Raw genomic sequence first — 18,390 nt, forward strand, 5'->3', positions numbered from 1 at the left:
GTTAGCGATATATAGTAGGGGGCGACTCATTGCCAGAAAGGAAGATTTGATGCCGCTGTCCGCTGACCAACAGGCCGAGATCGAGGCGCAACGCGCGCAATCGCATCCCACACGTCGCGTCGTTTCAGCGGGAATGGAAGACCATCTGTACACCGCGCATCAGGTTCTGGATCACGGTTTTGTCCGCGTGATCGACTATATGGGCGATGACGCCGCGATCTGTCAGGCGGCTCGTGTGTCTTATGGCAAAGGCACAAAGTCGGTTCAGAACGACGAAGGGTTGATCCGGTATCTGATGCGGCACTGGCACTCGACCCCGTTTGAGATGTGCGAAGTCAAACTGCATGTGAAACTGCCGGTTTTCGTGGCCCGCCAATGGATTCGGCACCGGACGGCAAATGTGAACGAATACTCCGCCCGGTACTCTATTCTGGATCGTGAGTTTTACATCCCCGCACCCGAACATGTGGCGGCGCAGTCAGAGGTGAACAATCAGGGCCGTGGATCAACGCTGGAAGGTGAAGAAGCCGCGCGTGTTTTGGAGATACTGAAGGCCGACAGTACCCGCTGCTATGACAATTACGAAGCCCTGATCAGCCAGGACGGGCAACAGGGGTTGGCGCGTGAGTTGGCCCGGATGAACCTTCCCGCCAATATCTATACGCAATGGTACTGGAAGGTTGACCTGCACAACCTGTTCCATTTCCTGCGCTTGCGCGCGGACCCTCATGCGCAATACGAAATCCGCGTATATGCCGATGCGATGTGCAAGATTGTCGCCGACTGGGTGCCGTTTGCTTACAAAGCCTTCGAGGATTACCGGTTAGGCGCAGTCAACCTTTCTGCTCAGATGGTAGAGAGCCTTCGGAACATGCTGGCGGGCGAGACGGTCACGCAGGAAAACTCGGGCATGACCGCCCGCGAATGGCGCGAGTTTGAAGAGATCATCCGCAAGTAACGGCTGTCAACGCATAGCGATTGTCTATACATTCTGTCATGGAACCGTTACATTGGTTCCATGATGCGTATTTTGAAACCCGCTTTACTGTGTCTTGTATCAGGCATGGCTTTGCCCGTGCAGGCGCAGTCACCTATCGCTGAAATTCTGTGTGAACCCACACCCAGGTTGCACCAAAAGCTCAAGGGACAGTTCCGCTCCGAGCGCGTGGCCACCGGTATTCGTGGACCTGAGCAAATCATGGAGGTCTGGTCTAACCCACGCGGCGACTGGACGATGGTCGTGACCTACGCAACCGGGACGTCCTGCATCGTTGCCATGGGCGACAACTGGACTGCTCATGACAAGCCGAAGCCCGCGCGAGGGTAATGGAACAAATCCGGTGGGGGGCGGGTGACGGCCGGAAATTGGCCGCCATCCTAAGATGTTTCAACCCCGCGCAGTGCGGGGGTGTCGTTACAACGGCTTTAAATCAGCTGCCATTTGGCGGCCATCGCGTCCGTCCTGCAACTCGTACGAGACTTTTTGGTTGTCTGCGAGTCCGGTGAGGCCGGACCGTTCTACGGCCGAGATATGAACAAACACATCTTTGCCCCCTTCATCAGGGGCAATAAATCCATAGCCTTTAGTGGTATTGAACCATTTCACGGTGCCGGTTGGCATGTCCCGTGTCTCCTTCTACTTACGCATTGTCCCACAAATTGGTGGGGGCTGTGGTCAGCGTCATCGTAAACCCCACTGTTTCGCGTTTGCAGAACAGTCCAATTTACATGTTTCGCCTTTTTCAACATTGCACGGTGAAGTAAAAAATCAAGAATAACTGCCAAAAACTGGCGTGATTGCACAAAATCGAAGCACGAGCAGGAGTATCCAAGAAATGAAACTTTATGGGCTAAAGACCTGTGACACCTGTCGTAAGGCGCTGAAATCTTTGCCAGATGCGGTCTTTTTCGACGTCAGAAGTGACGGCGTACCGGAGCCGGTGCTGTCGCAAGCTTTTGCTGAGTTCGGCAATGCTCTGCTCAACACAAGATCAACCACCTGGCGCGGTTTGGATGAGAGCCAGCGCGCTAAAGCACCGCTGGAGCTTTTGAAAGAACACCCAACCCTGATGAAGCGCCCGTTGATCGAAGCTGACGGTAAGTTGCTGTTGGGGTGGACCGCTGAAACGCGGGGTCAGCTTGGCATTTCCTAAACGGGTGCTTATCTGCCAATGGTCAAGAATGAGGATTATCTATGCGCAATGCCGCAATGATTTTGGGCGTTATTGCCGGACTGATCGGCATGATCGTCGGGTTCTTCGGGTATGCCAGGGTGGTTGTGGTTGACCATGTTGGCGAGATAGATGGCGTTCTGAGCCAAGTCGACAACCCCGGCCTGATCCAGGCCCTTTCGATCGTCGCGCCTTTGTTGGCGATTGCCGGTGGCGCTATGGCGCCTGCGCGGGCTCTGATCGGTGGGGTTTTGTTGCTGATCTCAGCAGGGGCAATGTATTACGCGTTTGGGTTTGGTGTCTTTACCATGTTCCCGATTGCCTTCGCCGGTGTGGCGGGCGTGCTTGGGCTGGCGGCAGGAAAACCGGATCAGCCCAAGGCGCATTTCTAGATCACTTTAGGTGCAGGATCCGGTCAACCGAGAGCGGGCCTGAACCATGAATGACAATCACCGCCAGCAGGAATGTCCAGATTGTTCGGTCGTCCAGCAAGGTTGGGGCGTTGGTGAAATAGCTGCCCAGTTCAGCACCGTGACCAGTCACGTCCACAATGGTCTGGACCCAGACAAACCCAATCATACCCAAGGCGGCAAATCGCGACAGCAGACCGATGACGATCAAGGCTGGCAGCAGAAATTCGGCCCATGTGCCTGCGACGGCCACAGCCCAATGGAAGATGCCCAGTTGCGAGCTGTCATAGCTGACGGCTTCCATCGCCTTGGGGAAAATTTGCACGTAGGCCCCATCTGACGGGCGCAGAAACCCAAAGATCCCGCTGCCCAGCTTGGTTGTTGCCGAGTTCCAGTAGTACACAAGCAACGTCGCGGCAAAAACCAGCCGGGCCAAGCTTGGTGTGAGCCAGCCGGAGGTCACGCCCAACCGTCCCAGGGTGTTGTTGTGCAATGAGATCAGCGCAGTCATGTCTTCGGCCTTTCGATAGTCACAGAGGTTATTGCACTGCCTTGTAAAAGCAGTGCCAGAGTGGTTCCGAGGTCAAATTCGGGGGTTTCAGCGGCGGTTTTCTCAAACGCCGATCCGATCGTGTCCCCATTTTGCATATGCGTGATCCAGTTCGCCCCGCCCACTGGCAGCAAGTGAGGCTCAGGGTCGTATTCGGCGCGCGTGATCAACACATCCTCAGCTTGCGGTTGAGGTTTCGGGGCGTCAGCCACAGAGTTAAAACGCCAGATCGCATGAATGGGCCATTTCGACCGGATCACTTGCATGGACGGGGCAAACTGCAACCGGGCTTGCATGACCTGTTCGGGGTCTACGGCCAATGCCTCGGCCGGTGCAGGTTGGCTGTCGGCTGCGTGATAAGACCGGCGCAGCGCCAGTTCCAACCGGGCTATGTCGGGCAGGTAGCCAAGATGCGAAAGTTGCTGCATCCCCGCCAGAAAATCGGGAAACGCCTCACCGTAGAACATCATAAGCGGTGAGGATGGCGGATGCTGGCGCAAGAAAATCCCGGCCAGCCCGTCCATATTCTGAGTACCCAACAGTTTAGCGATCACAGGGAACGCCTGATGCATCGCTTCGGTCAGAGAAACGGCAACGTTGTTGCGATAGACACTGAACCTGCGACCAGCCGGTTGCGCGTCGGCGTCCAGCAAACCGGATGGAACCGGCGCGGAAGCATCCATCATGGCGGCGCGAAACTCGGACTGAGATACGCTCATGCCGGTACCCGGTCCAGTGCGGTCTGAGCGCGAACTGCTTCTTCGCGTAACACCGGCCAGTCGGGTACATCGGTGTCCCACTCGACCAGCAGCGGCTTGGGGCCCGACCGTTCCAGAACATAGTCGAGCAGGGCCCAGACCGGATCGACCACTTCGCGCCCATGGCTGTCGATCAGCAACGGATGGCCGTGATCATCTTCGTCCTCATCATGGCCTCCAAGATGGATTTCACCCACCTTTTCAAGTGGATAGGCGTCGATATAGCCTTGGGGCGAGAAGTCGAGGTTGGTGGCCGAAACAAAGACGTTGTTCACGTCCAGCAGCAAGCCACAGCCAGTGCGTTTGGCAATCTCTTGCAGGAAATCGGGTTCCGACCAGGTGCTTTCCTCAAAGGCCAAATAGCTGGATGGGTTTTCAAGCAGCATCTGCTGTCCAACGGTGTCCTGCACCTGATCTATGTGCTCGCAGACTCGCGTCAGCGTCTTGTCCGTGTAAGGAAGCGGCAGCAGGTCGTTGTAAAAATTGCTGTCATGAGTAGACCAGGCCAGATGTTCGGAAAAGCTCGCGGGTTTCAACCAGCCGATCAAGTGTTTCAGCCGGGCAAGGTGGTCTGGGTCCAAGGGGCCTTCGCCACCTATGGACAGTCCAACGCCATGGACTGAAATCGGAAAATGTTCGGACAGGTGGCGCAGCTGTGCCAAGGGGCGCCCACCATCGCCCATATAGTTCTCGGCGTGAATTTCCAGCCATGCAACAGGCTGCGCGTGTTCAAGTATCTGAGCGAAGTGTTGCGGCTTGTACCCCACACCCGGCGCTGTGGGCAGGCGATTCGAGCGGAGCGCATCATCCAACATGGGTCAGTTCCTTGATCACGAAAGGGAAGGGGCGGGCGATCTGGCCCGCCCCTCTGAATTCGTTTGGTCGACCTTATGCCGGCAGGTCGCGATCCAGTGCTTCCAGCGAACCTTTCCGCGGGGTGCCGTCTGCTTCGGCTGGCAGTTCGATGTCCGCACATGTTCCGGCGTCAACCAGGGTCCATGCGTTGCCCTGATAGTCAACGGTCGAGGTGCCCGCGCATGTGGTGCCGGGGCCTGCGGCGCAGTCGTTCTGACCGGCCAGCGATACGCCATAGCATTTTTCTTTGGCTTGCGCGGTTGCTGTGGTTGCAGCGCCCGATACGGCGGCTGCGACTGCGGTTGCGATAACCAGGGACTTAGCTGTGTTCGACATCTCGGTAATCCTCTTGATGACAGGGTATGTCTGCTTGTGACACTGACAAAACTAGTGGCTTGTCGGCCAGAGTTGAATTCACGAGCCCGTGTCTCACAAGCGCGTCAGGGGGCGGCACGCCCTCTTGAAGCCTAATACATTGTTTTTGATGAATAAAGAGTGAAATGTTACAATCCGGCCCCGTTTCAAGGGCCGGATTTACAGCGATATGCCGCTGATTGTTACAGCAGATCTGGTGGTGTTGCGGCGTGCGAAAGCTCATTTGTTACAACATCAAGCGGTTGAACCTGCGTCTGTTTTTCACCCAGACGCCGGACGCTGACGGTGCGTTCATCAACTTCGCGGTGACCAACAGCCAGAATCACCGGCACTTTGCCAACCGAGTGCTCGCGGACCTTGTAGTTGATCTTTTCGTTGCGAATATCTGCTTCGGCCCGCACACCGACGGCGCGCAGGGTTTCAACAACTTCGGCAACATAGGCGTCGGCCTCGGACGTGATCGAGGCGACAACGACCTGCCGCGGGGCCAGCCAGAAGGGCAGCTTGCCTGCGTGTTCCTCGATCAGAATGCCGATGAAACGTTCGAACGAACCCAAAGTTGCCCGGTGCAACATCACAGGGCGGTGTTTGCCGCCGTCGGCGCCGATATAAGTCGCATCCAGACGTTCAGGCAGAACAAAGTCCACCTGATGCGTTCCGCATTGCCAGTCACGGCCGATTGCATCGGTCAGAACAAATTCAAGCTTCGGGCCGTAGAACGCGCCTTCACCGGGGTTGAGTTCCGGTTCGATCCCCGCCGCACGGGTCGCGCTGAGCAGGGCGGCTTCGGCCTTGTCCCAAACCTCATCCGATCCAGAGCGCTTTTCGGGCCTATCCGAAAATTTGACCGAGAAGTTTTCGAACCCGAGGTCTTTGTAGATTTCGGACAGGAAGCGAATGAATTCGGCAGTTTCGGATTCAATCTGATCCTCGGTGCAGAAGATGTGCCCATCATCCTGCGTAAAGCCGCGCACGCGCATGATACCGTGTAGGGCACCTGACGGCTCATAACGGTTGCACGATCCGAATTCCGCCATCCGCAATGGCAGGTCACGATAGGACTTCAAACCCTGATTGAAAATCTGCACGTGGCACGGACAGTTCATCGGTTTCAGAGCGTTGATCGCCTTTTCACGCGCATGTTCCTCGTCCACTTCGACGATAAACATGTTTTCCTGATATTTGTCCCAGTGACCCGAGGCTTCCCACAGTTTGCGGTCAACGACCTGAGGGGTGTTGACTTCGACATAGCCGCCTTTGCGTTGCTGGCGGCGCATGTAGTCCTGCAATTGCGTGTAGACGGTCCAACCGTTGGGATGCCAGAAGATCTGGCCGGGGGCCTCTTCCTGCATGTGGAACAGGTCCATTTCACGACCAAGTTTGCGGTGGTCGCGTTTGGCTGCCTCTTCCAACATGTGCAGGTGGGCTTTCAGCTTTTCCTTACCCGTGAAGGCCACGCCATAGATGCGTTGCAGCATGGCGCGGTCACTGTCGCCACGCCAATAGGCGCCAGCGATTGACATCAGCTTGAACGCGTCGCCCGGCACCTGGCCGGTGTGTTGCAGGTGCGGGCCACGGCATAGGTCCTGCCAATGGCCGTGCCAATACATGCGCAGCGGTTCGTCGCCCGGGATGGACTCGATCAATTCGACCTTATAGGGCTCATTATTGGCCTTATAAAATTCGATCGCGCGGTCACGGTCCCAAACCTCGGTGGTCACGGGATCGCGCTTGTTGATGATCTCTTTCATCTTTTTCTCGATCAGGCCGAGATCTTCGGGCGTGAACGGTTCCGCCCGGTCAAAGTCATAGTACCAGCCGTTTTCGATCACGGGGCCGATGGTGACCTTGGTGGCAGGCCAGATTTCCTGAACGGCACGCGCCATGATGTGCGCCAGATCGTGGCGGATCAGCTCATTGGCTTGTTCTTCATCCTTCATGGTGTGGATGGCGATCTGGGCGTCAGCGTCTATGGGCCATTGCAGGTCCCAATGCTGGCCGTTTACCGTGGCCGAGATGGCCTTTTTGGCCAATGAAGTTGAAATATCGGCAGCCACCTGCGCAGGCGTAACGCCTGCGTCATAGTTGCGTGCATTGCCATCGGGAAAGGTGAGAGAGACGGATTTTGAATCCAGGGCCATATCGGCTCTCCTCGTCGGTTTGGCGCCCACTGAACGCCCGGTTGCGGGTTATTTGCGTTCGGCTCGTTTGGCAGGTGGTTGATCCTGTGTCAAGGGCAGGAGCGAGGGGCCAGCCCCTCGCGCACCCCGAGGTATTTTGAGCCAGATGAAGAGGGATCCGGGAATTGCACTTGGGTACGTGGCGTGCATGATGCTGCGAAAGGAAAGAGGATTTCATGGCAGCAACAAATTTTCTGGAGACGGCGCAAGGCCGCCGGTTGGCCTATCACAAAAGTGAGGGTGCGGGCCCGACCATCGTTTTCCTGGGCGGGCTGATGTCGGATATGGAAGGCACCAAGGCGGTTTATCTGGAGGCCTGGGCACAGGCGCGAGGGCAGGCATTCTTGCGGTTTGACTATTCGGGGCACGGAGAAAGCTCGGAAGCATTTACCGATGGGTGCATCGGCGATTGGCACGAAGATACTGTAGCGGCCGTGACGGCGTTGACTGATGGGCCGTTGATTGTTGTGGGATCCTCCATGGGTGGGTGGCAGGCGTTGTTGTTGGCTAAAGCGATGCCGGACCGGATTGCGGGCATGGTCACAATTGCTGCTGCGCCGGACTTCACAGAAGACGGCTACTGGGCGGCATTCAGCGATGAACAAAAGGCGGAGCTGGACAAAGTTGGTCAGGTGGAACTGCCTTCTGACTATATGGAACCCTACATCATCACCAAACGAATGATCGAAGACGGGCGGCAGCGGTTGGTTCTTCGAGATCCGCTTCATCTGCCTTTCCCGGTGCGTTTCCTTCAGGGAACGGCGGATACGGCGGTGTCGACGGAAACCGCAGTGCGGCTATTGGATCACGCGACCGGGCCGAATATGCGCCTTTTGCTAGTCAAGGATGCGGACCATCGCTTTTCGGACGGTCCCTGTCTGGGGCTGATTGAAGGCGCGGTGCTGGATGTGGTGGGAGGCGTCTGATGCGGCGTTTGGGCTGGTTGCTTGGGCGGTTTCTGCTGGCGCTGATTGTCGTCGGCGGCCTACTCTATTGGTTTGGGCCGCGCGAGGAAGTGAATTTGCGCCCGACATTCGACTCGCGCAAGTTTGGTGAAGGTGTTCAGGTCTATTTCGAAAGCACTGAATCAGCCTTTGGCGATATTGTTCCGGGCGTTGAGAAGCGTGTAGTCTGGCAGGAGGGTTTCAAGGAGCAGCGCACACCTTACTCCGTGCTCTATATCCATGGATTTTCTGCAAGTTCCGAAGAAATCCGTCCGGTGCCTGATCTGGTCGCCGATGCGCTTGGGGCAAACCTTGTCTACACGCGCCTGCAGGGTCATGGCCGAGATGGATCTGCCATGGCGGAAGGCACGGCCTCAGGTTGGATGCAGGACACTGCCGAAGGGTTGGCTGCGGCACGGGCGGTTGGCGACAAGGTGATCGTTATCTCAACCTCTACCGGTGGTACTTTGACAGCGGCTGCAGCGCTTGACGCGGATCTTAGCAAAGATGTTGCCGCAATGGTCTTTGTGTCGCCGAATTTCGGCGTGAATACAACCGCGGCATGGGTGCCGACGCTGCCATGGGCCCGGGATTGGTTGCCGATCCTTATGGGGCCAGAGCGTGATGTGTCCGGGCCGGATCCAGAGAAGAACACGTATTGGTCCGCCGTCTATCCTTGGGAAGCCGTCGTTCCGATGTCCGTTCTGGTTGATGTCGTTTATGCGTTGGATTTTTCCGAAGCTCTGGTGCCAGCCTTGTTTTGGTTTTCGGACGATGATCAGGTTGTGCGTCCCGACAAGACACATAAAGTCGCCGAGGCCTGGGGCGCATCAGCAACGGTCGAGTTGGTCACAATGGGGCCAGGAGACGATCCCGCATCACATGTCATTGCCGGGCGGCTGATGTCGCCGGGGCAGACCGATGCCGCCGTTGAGGGTATCCTGACTTGGTTGAAAGAACTGGGGATAGAGTAAAGCCCAACCGGAATTGAGGAGGCAAAATGCGAAAGCCGGGCAGCATGTGGAGTCTAGAGACCTTGGGTCGCGTTCGCTTGTCCCGGCATTTCTTCATGCGCGATTTTCTGTATTCGGAGATCGGCAATTTCCACCAAAAACAGAATATTCCCGACAATCCGGACCTGGCGATCGAGACGGGGCGTGCGTTTTGCGAAACACTGCTGGACCCGTTGGAGGAAACCTTTGGCCGTGTCGCCGTGCGATCAGGGTACAGGTCGCCGTCTTTGAACCGGTTCGGCAATGAAAACCGGCTGAACTGCGCCCGCAATGACAACCCGCTGGAATGCCATATCTGGGATCGAGGCGAAGGCGATGCGCGGATTGCAGGAGCTTCTATCGTGATCCCTTGGTTTGCGGATCAATACGCACAAGGGCGGGACTGGCGCGATCTGGCGTGGTGGATACATGATCACTTGACCTATTCCGAGATTTGGTTTTTTCCCAAGCTTTGTGCATTCAATTTGGTGTGGCGGCCCAAACCGCTACGCAGGATTGACAGCTATATCGACCCGCGGGGCTGCCTTTTGAAGCCGGGGGCCGAACCCGATGAAGACAGGGCCAAACGTCAACGCCGGTACGCGGATTTCCCTGCGTTTCGCGCAATCGCCTATCCATAAGGTTTCCCTTGCCCGATTGTGGCAAACCTTTCATCCTGACAGAAAAGGGAAGGGCTCGGAAAACCGAGTAAATGGAGGCCCCGCGTGATCGAGCCGCTGGTGTTCTTGCCTGGGTTGATGTGTGATGCCCGACTGTTTCGCCCTCAGATCGAGCTGTTGTCGCGTGCGCGGTCTGTGACTGTCGCACCTGTGTCTGGCGGCGAGCGCATTGAAGAAATCGCATCGGGGTTACTCGACCAACTGCCGCTTCGTTTTGCGCTTGCCGGGCACAGTATGGGTGGCGTGGTGGCCTTGGAACTTGTGCGCAGGGCGCCGGAACGGATTTCTCGGCTGTGTCTGATGGCCACCGATGCGCAGGCTGATACGCCGCAAATGGCGGCCAGTCGGGAAGATTTGATCATTGGTGCGCAAGGCGGTCGTCTGGAAGAGATGATGCGCAAACTTGTAGGATCCGACGCCTTGGCGCCGGGGCCTCGGCGCATCCCCATCCTGAACGATCTTTTGGCGATGGCAGAGGGGCTGGGGGCCGAAGTGTTCGTGCGCCAGATGCGAGCCTTGCAACGACGACCTGATCAGCAAGCAGCATTACGGAAAATCAAGGTGCCGACACTGGTGCTATGCGGCGCACATGACACTCTTGCACCCGTCAGACGACATTCGTTTATGGCTGATTTGATACCGGAGGCCGAAATGCTTGTTCTTCAAAACGCAGGTCATCTTTTGACCCTTGAAGCGCCTGACCACGTGAACGAAGCCCTGCAAACCTGGCTGAATGCTCAGCTTCGGTTCGACTATGGATAGAGCGCTGCGCGTTCGTTTTTCGTTATCAGCAAGGGCGTCGCAACGGGTTCGCCGGATTTCGGGTCGAAGAAAGGTGTGTTCTTCCAGCGCCCGGAAAGGCGCGAAGCTGCAACGCGACGTATCAGACCGAAGGCCGCAAACCTGATTTTCTCGTGTTTCTGTTTTCCATCGGGTTGGGGCACAAATCCGCGGGTTGTGACGGGACCCAGGATCGAAATGTCATCGGTGATCCTGCGAACCAGAAATCCACCAAAAGGAAAACTTGCGCGTGGTGGCGTTGTTGCCAGCGGGGCATTGCAGCAACTGGCGTACCATCGCAGCATCCCGTTGGGGCCAAGCTTCATTGCGGCCAAAAATTGACTGCCGGTAGAGATTTCGATCTCTTCCGGTGCCATCTGCAGTATGTCGACAGGTCCGGGGGCTGGGTCCGGTTGTTTGAAATACAGCTGTGCGGCGCGGCAATCGTGGCAAAAACAGGAGACATGAGTCCCTTGCCGAACGCCCCTTGCGGAAATGTGCCCTTGCAACTTTCCGCACTGGCAGGAATAGGCGAGGCCGCTATGCGCAGGCTCGCTCATTCCGTTTTACGCGACTTTGTTGGTGTTGGCAGCGCGGCGACGTGGCTTGCGGCTGTTTTCATTCATGAAATCAATCACAAGCGGGCGGATGTTGTCACGCCAGCTGCGGCCTGCGAAGATGCCGTAATGACCTGCGCCGGGTTCCACATGGCTTGCCTTCTTGCTGTCGGGCAGGCCGGTGCACAGATCAAGCGCGGCGATGCACTGACCGGGTGCTGAAATATCGTCATTTGCCCCTTCGACAGTTTTCACTGCCACATCCGTGATCTTGGACATGTCCACCTTGTGACCGGCGACGACAAACTCGTTCCGCGCAATCTCGCGGTTCTTGAAGACACGCTCGACAGTCGAAAGATAAAACTCGGCGGTCATGTCCATGACGGCCAGATATTCATCATAGAACCGGTTGTGGGCGTCCATGTCCGAGGCTTCGTCCCGGATAACGCGTTGAATTTGATCCGAAAAAGCCTTGGAATGGCGTTCGGCGTTCATCGACATGAAAGATGCAAGCTGTAACAGGCCGGGATAGACCATGCGACCGACGCCTTTGTATTTGAAGCCGACACGCTGGATCATCGTTTCTTCCAACTGACCCATGGTGACGCGCCGTCCGAAATCGGTCACGTCGGTGGGGGTCGCATCCGGGTCGACCGGGCCGCCGATCAAGGTCAAGGTGCTGGGTTGTGCTTTGGGTTCCACTTCGGCCAGGTAGGCTGTGGCCGCAAGGGTCAGAGGGGCCGGTTGACAGACTGCAACAACATGCGTTTCTGGGCCCAACTCTTTCATAAAATCGACAAGATAGAGGGTGTAATCCTCGACATCGAACTTGCCCGCAGACACAGGGATATCGCGCGCATTATGCCAGTCGGTGATGTAGACTTCGCAATTGACCAGAAGGCTTTTGACGGTCGAACGCAGCAGCGTTGCGTAGTGTCCCGACATGGGCGCGACCAGCAGCACCTTGCGCGGCTGTTCTTCGCGGCCGTTGACGCGGAAATGGACCAGATCGCCGAATGGGCGTTCCAGAACAGTTGTAATCTCAACCAGGTGGTCCTTGCCGTCTTCACAAGTGAAGGTGCGAATACCCCAGTCAGGTTTCACAACCATGCGCTGGAAAGTACGCTCAGTCACCTCACCCCAGGCGGCCATCCAGTTGAAAGCCGGGTTGGGCACCATCGAAAACATTGGGTAAGAGGCCATCGCGCTGGCTGTTGCCCCAAGCCATTGGTTGGTGTTGCGCATGGTTTCCATAAGGTCGTAGGTCATCATGTAGCGCATAAATGGGGCCTCCTGAGTGTCAGCCTGAGAGTTCGGACCATTCGTCGCTTTGCCCCCCAGCACCCACGACGTTATTCTGCATAGCAGCGAGGTTAGGGGGGAATTGTTAAAATGACAACTAGCGAAGACCAAATGCCAGACGTATCAGACGAACACATTGAACGCCTTAAAGAAAATATGGACAAGGTCGAGCAGCTCTCGAAGCGATTGATTGAGGTCATGGCTACTAAAAAGCCGCATACCCCCGCACTGGATGGCCCGAATCAAGAGCTTTTCGCACGAGCAGCAACGGCATATTGGGCCGAAGCTTGGCAAAATCCCGCCAAACTGTTGGAACAGCAAATAGAATTCTGGGGAAAGTCTGTTCTGAACTTTGCCGAAGCGCAGCAGGCATTGACCCAAGGTGAAGTGGAAGACGAAAACCCCGCCCCCGGAGACAAGCGTTTCTCGAACCCTCTATGGGAAACCAACCCCTATTTCCGTCTGATCCGACAGCAATACCAAACCAACGCGCAGGCCATCGCGCAAGCTGTCGCTTCGGTCGACGATCTGGATGCCAAGGACAAGCAGCGCTTGCAGTACTTTTCGCAGCAGATCATCGACATGATGGCCCCCACCAATTTTCTGGCAACAAACCCTGATGCCCTGCAAAAGGCGGTTGAGACCGAAGGCCAATCCTTGATTCAGGGATTGGAAAACCTTGTTTCCGACTTGGAGGCCAATGATGGCGAGCTGGTTGTAAAGCTTGCGGATGAAAATGCGTTCGAGGTTGGCGGAAACCTGGCAACCACACCGGGAGACGTGGTGTTCCGCAACCGGATGATGGAGCTGATCCAATACAAGCCTGCAACGGAATCCGTGTACGAGACGCCGATCGTCCTGTTTCCGCCCTGGATCAACAAGTTCTATATTCTGGACCTCAAAGCGCAAAACAGCCTGATCAAATGGATCACCGATCAAGGCTACACCTTGTTCGTCGTCAGTTGGGTTAATCCAGACGAAAGTTATGCCGAAACCGGCATGGAAGATTACATTCAGGACGGCTTTTTGACGGCAATCGACGTCGCCAAGAAGATCTGCAAGGTCAAGCAAGTCAACGCGGTCGGCTATTGCATCGCGGGCACGACGCTCAGCCTCACCTTGTCGTTGTTGAAACAGCGCGGTGACAAGTCGGTCAAATCGGCCACGCTGTTTACGGCGTTGACGGATTTCTCTGATCAGGGTGAGTTCACGCCTTTCCTGCAGAACGACTTCATCGACGGTATTGAGGAAGAAGTGAACAAGGAAGGTGTCCTTCGCTCGTGGATCATGGCGCGTACCATGTCGTTCCTTCGGTCGCGCGACCTGGTCTATGGGCCGGCCATTCGCAGCTATATGATGGGAGAGGTGCCTCCGGCGTTTGATCTGCTGTACTGGAACGGCGATGGTGCGAACCTTCCTGCCAAAATGGCTGTGCAGTATTTGCGTGGCCTGTGTCAGCGCAATGAATTCGCAACAAACGGTTTTGAGTTGATGGGCCACAAGCTGACGTTAAACGACGTAGATGTGCCCTTGATGGCCATTACCTGCGAGACCGATCATATCGCTGCCTGGAAAGACTGTTATCGCGGTGTCCAAAAGATGGGCTCACGGTCGAAGACTTTCGTGGTTTCAGAGTCGGGTCATATCGCCGGTATTGTGAACCCGCCGAGCAAGAAGAAATATGGGCACTACACCAATCCGGACTTGAAAGCGGACTCTGATACTTGGCTGAAAGAAGCAGATTTTCACCAAGGATCGTGGTGGCCCATGTGGGACGCTTGGCTGAAGAAACGGTCGGGGAAACAGGTGCCAGCACGCGATGCAGGCGATTCGGACCATCCAAGTCTTGCACCCGCTCCGGGGACCTACGTTTTGGCAAATCCAAACGCCTGATTTCATTTTGAAACTTAATTTTTTCTGCGCTGCAGCAAGAAAAAACTTGCAATGCTGCGGCGCAGCAATCATATTGTCCTCAAGCTGATGAAGCCCGGGGTGGGCCCGGACCGGCTAAAAGGATTAGGACAATGGCAAAGACCCAAGACTTTAGCGCGATCATGAAAGACATGATGGGCGCATTCCCGGTGGACACCACCGCAATGGAAGACGCATTCAAATCGACCGCTTCGCTGAACGAAAAGCTGTCGGGTGTTGCTCTGGAAGCTGCTGAGAAATCGGCTGAGATCTCGAACAAATGGACCAAAGAAACTCTGGCCAAACTGACCGAGATGTCGAAAGCAAAAGCAGAACCTGCTGACTACGCAAAAGCGGCAACCGATTTTGCAAGCGCGTCGGCTGAAGTTGCAGCTGAAAACCTGGCTGCTTTCGCTGAAATCGCGAAAAAAGTTCAGACCGAAACCGTCGAGCTGCTGATGGCTGCTGGTAAAGACGCTGCAGAAGAAGCAACTGCTGCTGTCAAAAAAGCAACCAACGACGTGACCACTGCTGCTAAGAAAGCCGCAGCGGCTAAGTAAGAACGTTCGCGAAGCGCACCCAATCCTCCCATGAGGTGCAATCGCGTTGGGCAGGTCGATTGACCTGCCCTTTCTTTTTGTGCTGCAGTCGCATAACCTGTGCTGCAACGCATCATCCTTGGGGAGGGTACCCGGTGTCGGACCAAGAAAAACCGCTGCTGATCAAGCGCTATGCCAGCCGTCGGCTGTATAACACCGAGACCAGCGACTACGTGACGCTCGAAGATATTGCGGGCTTTATCCGCGACGGGCGTGAGGTGCAGATCATTGACCTGAAAACCGGAGATGACCTGACGCGGCAGTATCTGCTGCAAATCATTGCTGAACATGAAAGCCGGGGTGAGAATGTGCTGCCGGTGAACGTGCTGAACGATCTGGTCCGCAGCTATATGGTGCCGGGCGGGGGTATGATGCCGCAATTCCTGCAGAGCTCGTTCGAGATGCTGCGCGAAAGCCAAAGCAAGATGATGGAGAACATGAGCGCCATGAACCCGATGTCTCAGATGCCGGGCTTCGACGCGCTGCAAGCGCAGCAACAAGCGTTCTTGAAAGCCATGACCGGGGGCTTGTCCGGCGGATGGTCTGCGCCTGACGCGGAAGAGGAAAAGGCCGAGCCGAAAGAGGATCTGGATGATATCAAGAAACAGCTGGCAGAGCTTCAGCAGAAGCTATCCAAGCTGAACTGATATCGAAAAGAAAAGGCCCGCAGTTAAGCGGGCCTGTTTTTTAGGTGCCATAGACCGGCATCGGGCCGGTCACTTCACCCACCGAGGCCAAAATAATATCCGCGATCACATCCAGTTCCTCGCGCGTCAGTCGCACGGGAAGGCGGACGTCGCAGGCTTTCATCAGCATGGCGCGGGTTTGCGGCAGTTCGAATGTTTCAGGAAGGAACTGCCAGTTCCAGAAGGCGCGGGCATTGTCCTCGCTCAGACCAAAGACCTGAACTTTTACGCCGCGTGCCTCGGATGCGGCGGCAAACGCGCGAATCTCGGCCTCGTCCATCCCAACAAGATTGAACTGGATCGAGTCGGGTGCACGCCGTTCAGGTGCCAGCGGTGCGGGAACATCGATATAGGGTGAGGTGTTCAGGCGTTCAGCCACATAGTCGTGGTTCGCCAGACCGTCGCGCACACGGCGCGCAAGTTCCGGGATCTGAGGGCGGATTACTGCCGCGCTCAGATTGCTGAGACGCAGGTTATACAGGGGCAGTTTGTTCTGCCAACGGGCAAACGCCTCTTCCAACTCGGGCGAGTTATCGCCGTGCGGGGTTTTGTGCTTCTTCCAGTTATGCTCATACGCGCCGGACATGATGACAGCGCGGGCCACCAGATCGGCATCGTCTGTGACCAGAATGCCGCCTTCGCCTGCGTTGATCATCTTGTAGGATTGGAACGAGAAACAACCGACCTTGCCGATCGTACCAATATTGCGGCCATGCCACGTGGTGCCCAGCGAATGCGCAGCGTCTTCGATCACTGGAATGCCGCGCGCGTCGCACAGGTCCATTATTGCGTCCATGTCGGATGTATGTCCGCGCATATGGCTGATGATCACGGCCTGTACGCCGTTCAGCTTGACTTTGAAATCAGCCATGTCGATGCGATAGTTTTCGCCCACTTCGCAGAGTACGGGGATGCAATCTGCGTGAACGACGGATGACGGCACTGCTGCGAAGGTAAAGCCTGGGATCAGAACGCGAGCGTCGCGGGGTAAATCCAGCGCCTTGAGCGACAGGAACAGCGCAGCCGAGCAGGACGATACAGCAAGCGCGTATTTCGAGCCCAGCAATTCCGCGAACTCAGCTTCCAGCAAGGCCACCGGGGCGTCTTGCGGTGCGGTATAGCGGAACAGATCGCCTGATTGCATCAAGGCGCCGATGGCTTCGCGGGCTGCTGCGGGGATGGGTTCGGCGTCATGGACGTTTGGTGGAAGCGTCATATTTGGATTTCCCGAATTCTATCTTTGGGAAAGATAAAGGTAATCACATGGCAATCCAAGCCCTCAATCACAGGGTTGGCAAAAATTCACCAATCTGTCGTAATTTACGTGGATCAGATCCCAAGCCGGTCGCGCAGCGCGAACCAGGTCATCGCAAGCACCAACAGCGGGTTGCGCAGCGCAGGTCCGCCGGGGAAGGGCAGGGCAGGCACGCGCGCCATTGTGTCGAACCCTTCAGCCTGTCCTTGAATGGCCAATGCCATGAGCTGCCCGGCGTGGGTCGCGGTGCCGACACCATGACCGGAATAGCCCGAAGCGGACAGGATGTTCGGCGCGACGCGGGCCAAATAGGGCATCCGCCGCATGGTGATAGCCAGCGTTCCCCCCCAAGCATAGTCGATTTTGACGTCACGCAGGTGGGGGAAAATCTCGGCCATGGGTTTGCGAACCTTGGCGGCAATGTCCGAAGGGAAACGGTAGCCATAGCTTTCGCCGCCCCCAAACAACAGTCGACCATCCGCACTTAGGCGGAAGTAATTTACCACAAACTTGGTGTCCGCAACCGCGACATCCTGTGTCAAAACCCGCGCCGCATCGCTGCCCAAAGGTTCGGTGGCGGCAATGAAGTTGTTGATCGGCATGACCCGAGAGGCAACAGAGCGATTGAGGTCGCCCAGATAGCCGTTGCACGCCAGGATCACATGCTCGGCCCGAACAGTACCGTTAGAGGTACGGATCACCGCAGGCCGGGAGTCATCAATCCCTGTGACCTCGGTGCTTTCAAAAATCCGCACACCCGCTTTTGCCGCCGCGTGCGCCAACCCCAAGGCATAGTTCAAGGGATGCAGGTGCGCCGCGCCCATATCCAGATAGCCGCCTTTGTAAGCTGGGGACGGGCAGAGCGCGCGGCCTGCGTTTTCGTCCAACAGCTCAATCTGATCATAGCCGTACCGGTCAGACAGGTGACCGGCATGGTCGTGCAGTTCTTTCTGCTCTGAGGTGCTTAGCCCCAAAACCGCGACGCCGGGTTTCAGGTCACATGCGATCTGGTGTTTGGTGATCAGAGACTTGACCAAATCCTTGGCGTCTTCGGCCAGACTCCACAGTTTGGCGGCATCTTCATCGCCAACAAGGCTTTCGAGATCCTCTTGATCCATCCGTTGTGCGCTGCCCAACTGACCACCGTTGCGGCCGGATGCGCCAAAGCCGACGCGGTGGGCCTCAAGCAATACGACGTCGAACCCGGCTTCGGCAAGATGCAATGCTGCGGACAGGCCGGTATAGCCACCACCAACAACACACACATCTGCTTTGACGTCTTCTGACAGTGCGGGGAAACGATCCGTCGGGTTTGACGTCGCAGCGTACCAACTGGCAGGGTATTCGCCCTTGCGGTCATTAGAATAAAGCAGGTTCACGGCGCG

The 18,390-nt window shown here is 56.5% G+C and carries 21 protein-coding genes; 11 read left to right on the top strand and 10 right to left on the bottom strand.

Annotated elements, in window-relative coordinates; genetic code table 11:
• Positions 1-49 precede the first annotated feature (49 nt).
• Positions 50-958 carry an FAD-dependent thymidylate synthase gene (gene thyX, locus GS646_RS05555; protein ID WP_171090900.1) on the top strand — a complete coding sequence of 303 codons (909 nt, stop codon included), beginning with the start codon at positions 50-52 and terminating at the stop codon, positions 956-958.
• Positions 959-1,030: 72 nt separating this feature from the next.
• Positions 1,031-1,327 (top strand): hypothetical protein, encoded by a 297-nt coding sequence (locus tag GS646_RS05560; protein WP_371732034.1) that lies wholly within the window; start codon positions 1,031-1,033, stop codon positions 1,325-1,327.
• Positions 1,328-1,414: 87 nt separating this feature from the next.
• Here GS646_RS05560 and GS646_RS05565 read toward each other — a convergent pair whose 3' ends face one another.
• Positions 1,415-1,621, bottom strand: a complete 207-nt coding sequence (locus tag GS646_RS05565; RefSeq protein ID WP_008758035.1) for a cold-shock protein — start codon at positions 1,619-1,621, stop codon at positions 1,415-1,417.
• 214 nt (positions 1,622-1,835) lie between these two features.
• Between GS646_RS05565 and GS646_RS05570 the strand changes: the two genes are divergently transcribed.
• Positions 1,836-2,153 (top strand): ArsC/Spx/MgsR family protein, encoded by a 318-nt coding sequence (locus GS646_RS05570; protein WP_171185988.1) that lies wholly within the window; start codon positions 1,836-1,838, stop codon positions 2,151-2,153.
• A 41-nt stretch (positions 2,154-2,194) separates the two neighbouring features.
• A complete protein-coding gene (locus GS646_RS05575) occupies positions 2,195-2,563 on the top strand; it encodes a hypothetical protein (protein ID WP_171090895.1) in 369 nt (122 codons plus the stop codon).
• Between the two features lies 1 nt (position 2,564).
• On the opposite strand, the gene GS646_RS05580 is transcribed toward GS646_RS05575, so the two are convergent.
• The 5 genes from GS646_RS05580 to thrS all read right to left on the bottom strand — a co-directional run bounded on the left by GS646_RS05580 (position 2,565) and on the right by thrS (position 7,260).
• Entirely contained in the window at positions 2,565-3,092 is a 528-nt protein-coding gene (locus tag GS646_RS05580; RefSeq protein ID WP_171185986.1) for a DoxX family protein, read from the bottom strand.
• Positions 3,089-3,850: a DNA-binding domain-containing protein gene (locus tag GS646_RS05585; protein ID WP_171185984.1), complete on the bottom strand. Its 762-nt coding sequence runs from the start codon at positions 3,848-3,850 to the stop codon at positions 3,089-3,091. The genes GS646_RS05580 and GS646_RS05585 overlap by 4 nt, the downstream gene beginning before the upstream one ends.
• Entirely contained in the window at positions 3,847-4,704 is an 858-nt protein-coding gene (locus tag GS646_RS05590; RefSeq protein WP_171647665.1) for a DUF692 family multinuclear iron-containing protein, read from the bottom strand. Before GS646_RS05590 ends, GS646_RS05585 begins: the two co-directional genes overlap by 4 nt.
• A gap of 73 nt (positions 4,705-4,777) precedes the next feature.
• Positions 4,778-5,080, bottom strand: coding sequence for a DUF2282 domain-containing protein (locus GS646_RS05595; protein WP_171090883.1), 303 nt, complete (start codon positions 5,078-5,080; stop codon positions 4,778-4,780).
• Positions 5,081-5,301: 221 nt separating this feature from the next.
• Positions 5,302-7,260 carry a threonine--tRNA ligase gene (thrS, locus tag GS646_RS05600; protein WP_171185980.1) on the bottom strand — a complete coding sequence of 653 codons (1,959 nt, stop codon included), beginning with the start codon at positions 7,258-7,260 and terminating at the stop codon, positions 5,302-5,304.
• Between the two features lie 215 nt (positions 7,261-7,475).
• On the opposite strand from thrS, the gene GS646_RS05605 reads away from it, so the two are divergent.
• From GS646_RS05605 to GS646_RS05620, 4 genes are all read left to right on the top strand, one after another.
• Positions 7,476-8,225 (top strand): alpha/beta fold hydrolase, encoded by a 750-nt coding sequence (locus tag GS646_RS05605; protein ID WP_171185978.1) that lies wholly within the window; start codon positions 7,476-7,478, stop codon positions 8,223-8,225.
• Complete coding sequence (locus GS646_RS05610; protein WP_171185976.1) at positions 8,225-9,217, top strand: carboxylesterase; 993 nt, start codon at positions 8,225-8,227, stop codon at positions 9,215-9,217. The genes GS646_RS05605 and GS646_RS05610 overlap by 1 nt, the downstream gene beginning before the upstream one ends.
• Before the next feature lie 44 nt (positions 9,218-9,261).
• On the top strand, positions 9,262-9,876 hold the full coding sequence (locus GS646_RS05615) for a hypothetical protein (protein ID WP_171186243.1): 615 nt from the start codon (positions 9,262-9,264) through the stop codon (positions 9,874-9,876).
• Between the two features lie 84 nt (positions 9,877-9,960).
• On the top strand, positions 9,961-10,677 hold the full coding sequence (locus GS646_RS05620) for an alpha/beta fold hydrolase (protein ID WP_171185974.1): 717 nt from the start codon (positions 9,961-9,963) through the stop codon (positions 10,675-10,677).
• On the opposite strand, the gene GS646_RS05625 is transcribed toward GS646_RS05620, so the two are convergent.
• A complete protein-coding gene (locus GS646_RS05625) occupies positions 10,668-11,255 on the bottom strand; it encodes a DUF6151 family protein (RefSeq protein WP_171185972.1) in 588 nt (195 codons plus the stop codon). The two genes, GS646_RS05620 and GS646_RS05625, sit on opposite strands and share 10 nt — an antisense overlap.
• A 6-nt stretch (positions 11,256-11,261) precedes the next feature.
• Positions 11,262-12,533, bottom strand: a complete 1,272-nt coding sequence (phaZ, locus tag GS646_RS05630; protein ID WP_171185969.1) for a polyhydroxyalkanoate depolymerase — start codon at positions 12,531-12,533, stop codon at positions 11,262-11,264.
• Positions 12,534-12,644: 111 nt separating this feature from the next.
• Between phaZ and GS646_RS05635 the strand changes: the two genes are divergently transcribed.
• From GS646_RS05635 to phaR, 3 genes are all read left to right on the top strand, one after another.
• Positions 12,645-14,447, top strand: a complete 1,803-nt coding sequence (locus GS646_RS05635; RefSeq protein ID WP_171185967.1) for an alpha/beta hydrolase — start codon at positions 12,645-12,647, stop codon at positions 14,445-14,447.
• 131 nt (positions 14,448-14,578) lie between these two features.
• The gene (locus GS646_RS05640) at positions 14,579-15,025 is read left to right on the top strand and encodes a phasin family protein (protein WP_171090867.1); all 447 of its coding nucleotides are present in this window, start codon (positions 14,579-14,581) and stop codon (positions 15,023-15,025) included.
• A 134-nt stretch (positions 15,026-15,159) separates the two neighbouring features.
• Positions 15,160-15,711, top strand: coding sequence for a polyhydroxyalkanoate synthesis repressor PhaR (gene phaR / locus GS646_RS05645; protein ID WP_171185965.1), 552 nt, complete (start codon positions 15,160-15,162; stop codon positions 15,709-15,711).
• Between the two features lie 40 nt (positions 15,712-15,751).
• Here phaR and GS646_RS05650 read toward each other — a convergent pair whose 3' ends face one another.
• Positions 15,752-16,966 carry a DegT/DnrJ/EryC1/StrS aminotransferase family protein gene (locus tag GS646_RS05650; protein WP_171185963.1) on the bottom strand — a complete coding sequence of 405 codons (1,215 nt, stop codon included), beginning with the start codon at positions 16,964-16,966 and terminating at the stop codon, positions 15,752-15,754.
• A 113-nt stretch (positions 16,967-17,079) separates the two neighbouring features.
• Positions 17,080-18,384 (bottom strand): FAD-binding oxidoreductase, encoded by a 1,305-nt coding sequence (locus GS646_RS05655; RefSeq protein ID WP_171185961.1) that lies wholly within the window; start codon positions 18,382-18,384, stop codon positions 17,080-17,082.
• Positions 18,385-18,390 lie beyond the last annotated feature (6 nt).

The sequence above is a fragment of the Ruegeria sp. HKCCD4315 genome, from assembly GCF_013112245.1.
GTDB lineage: Bacteria > Pseudomonadota > Alphaproteobacteria > Rhodobacterales > Rhodobacteraceae > Ruegeria.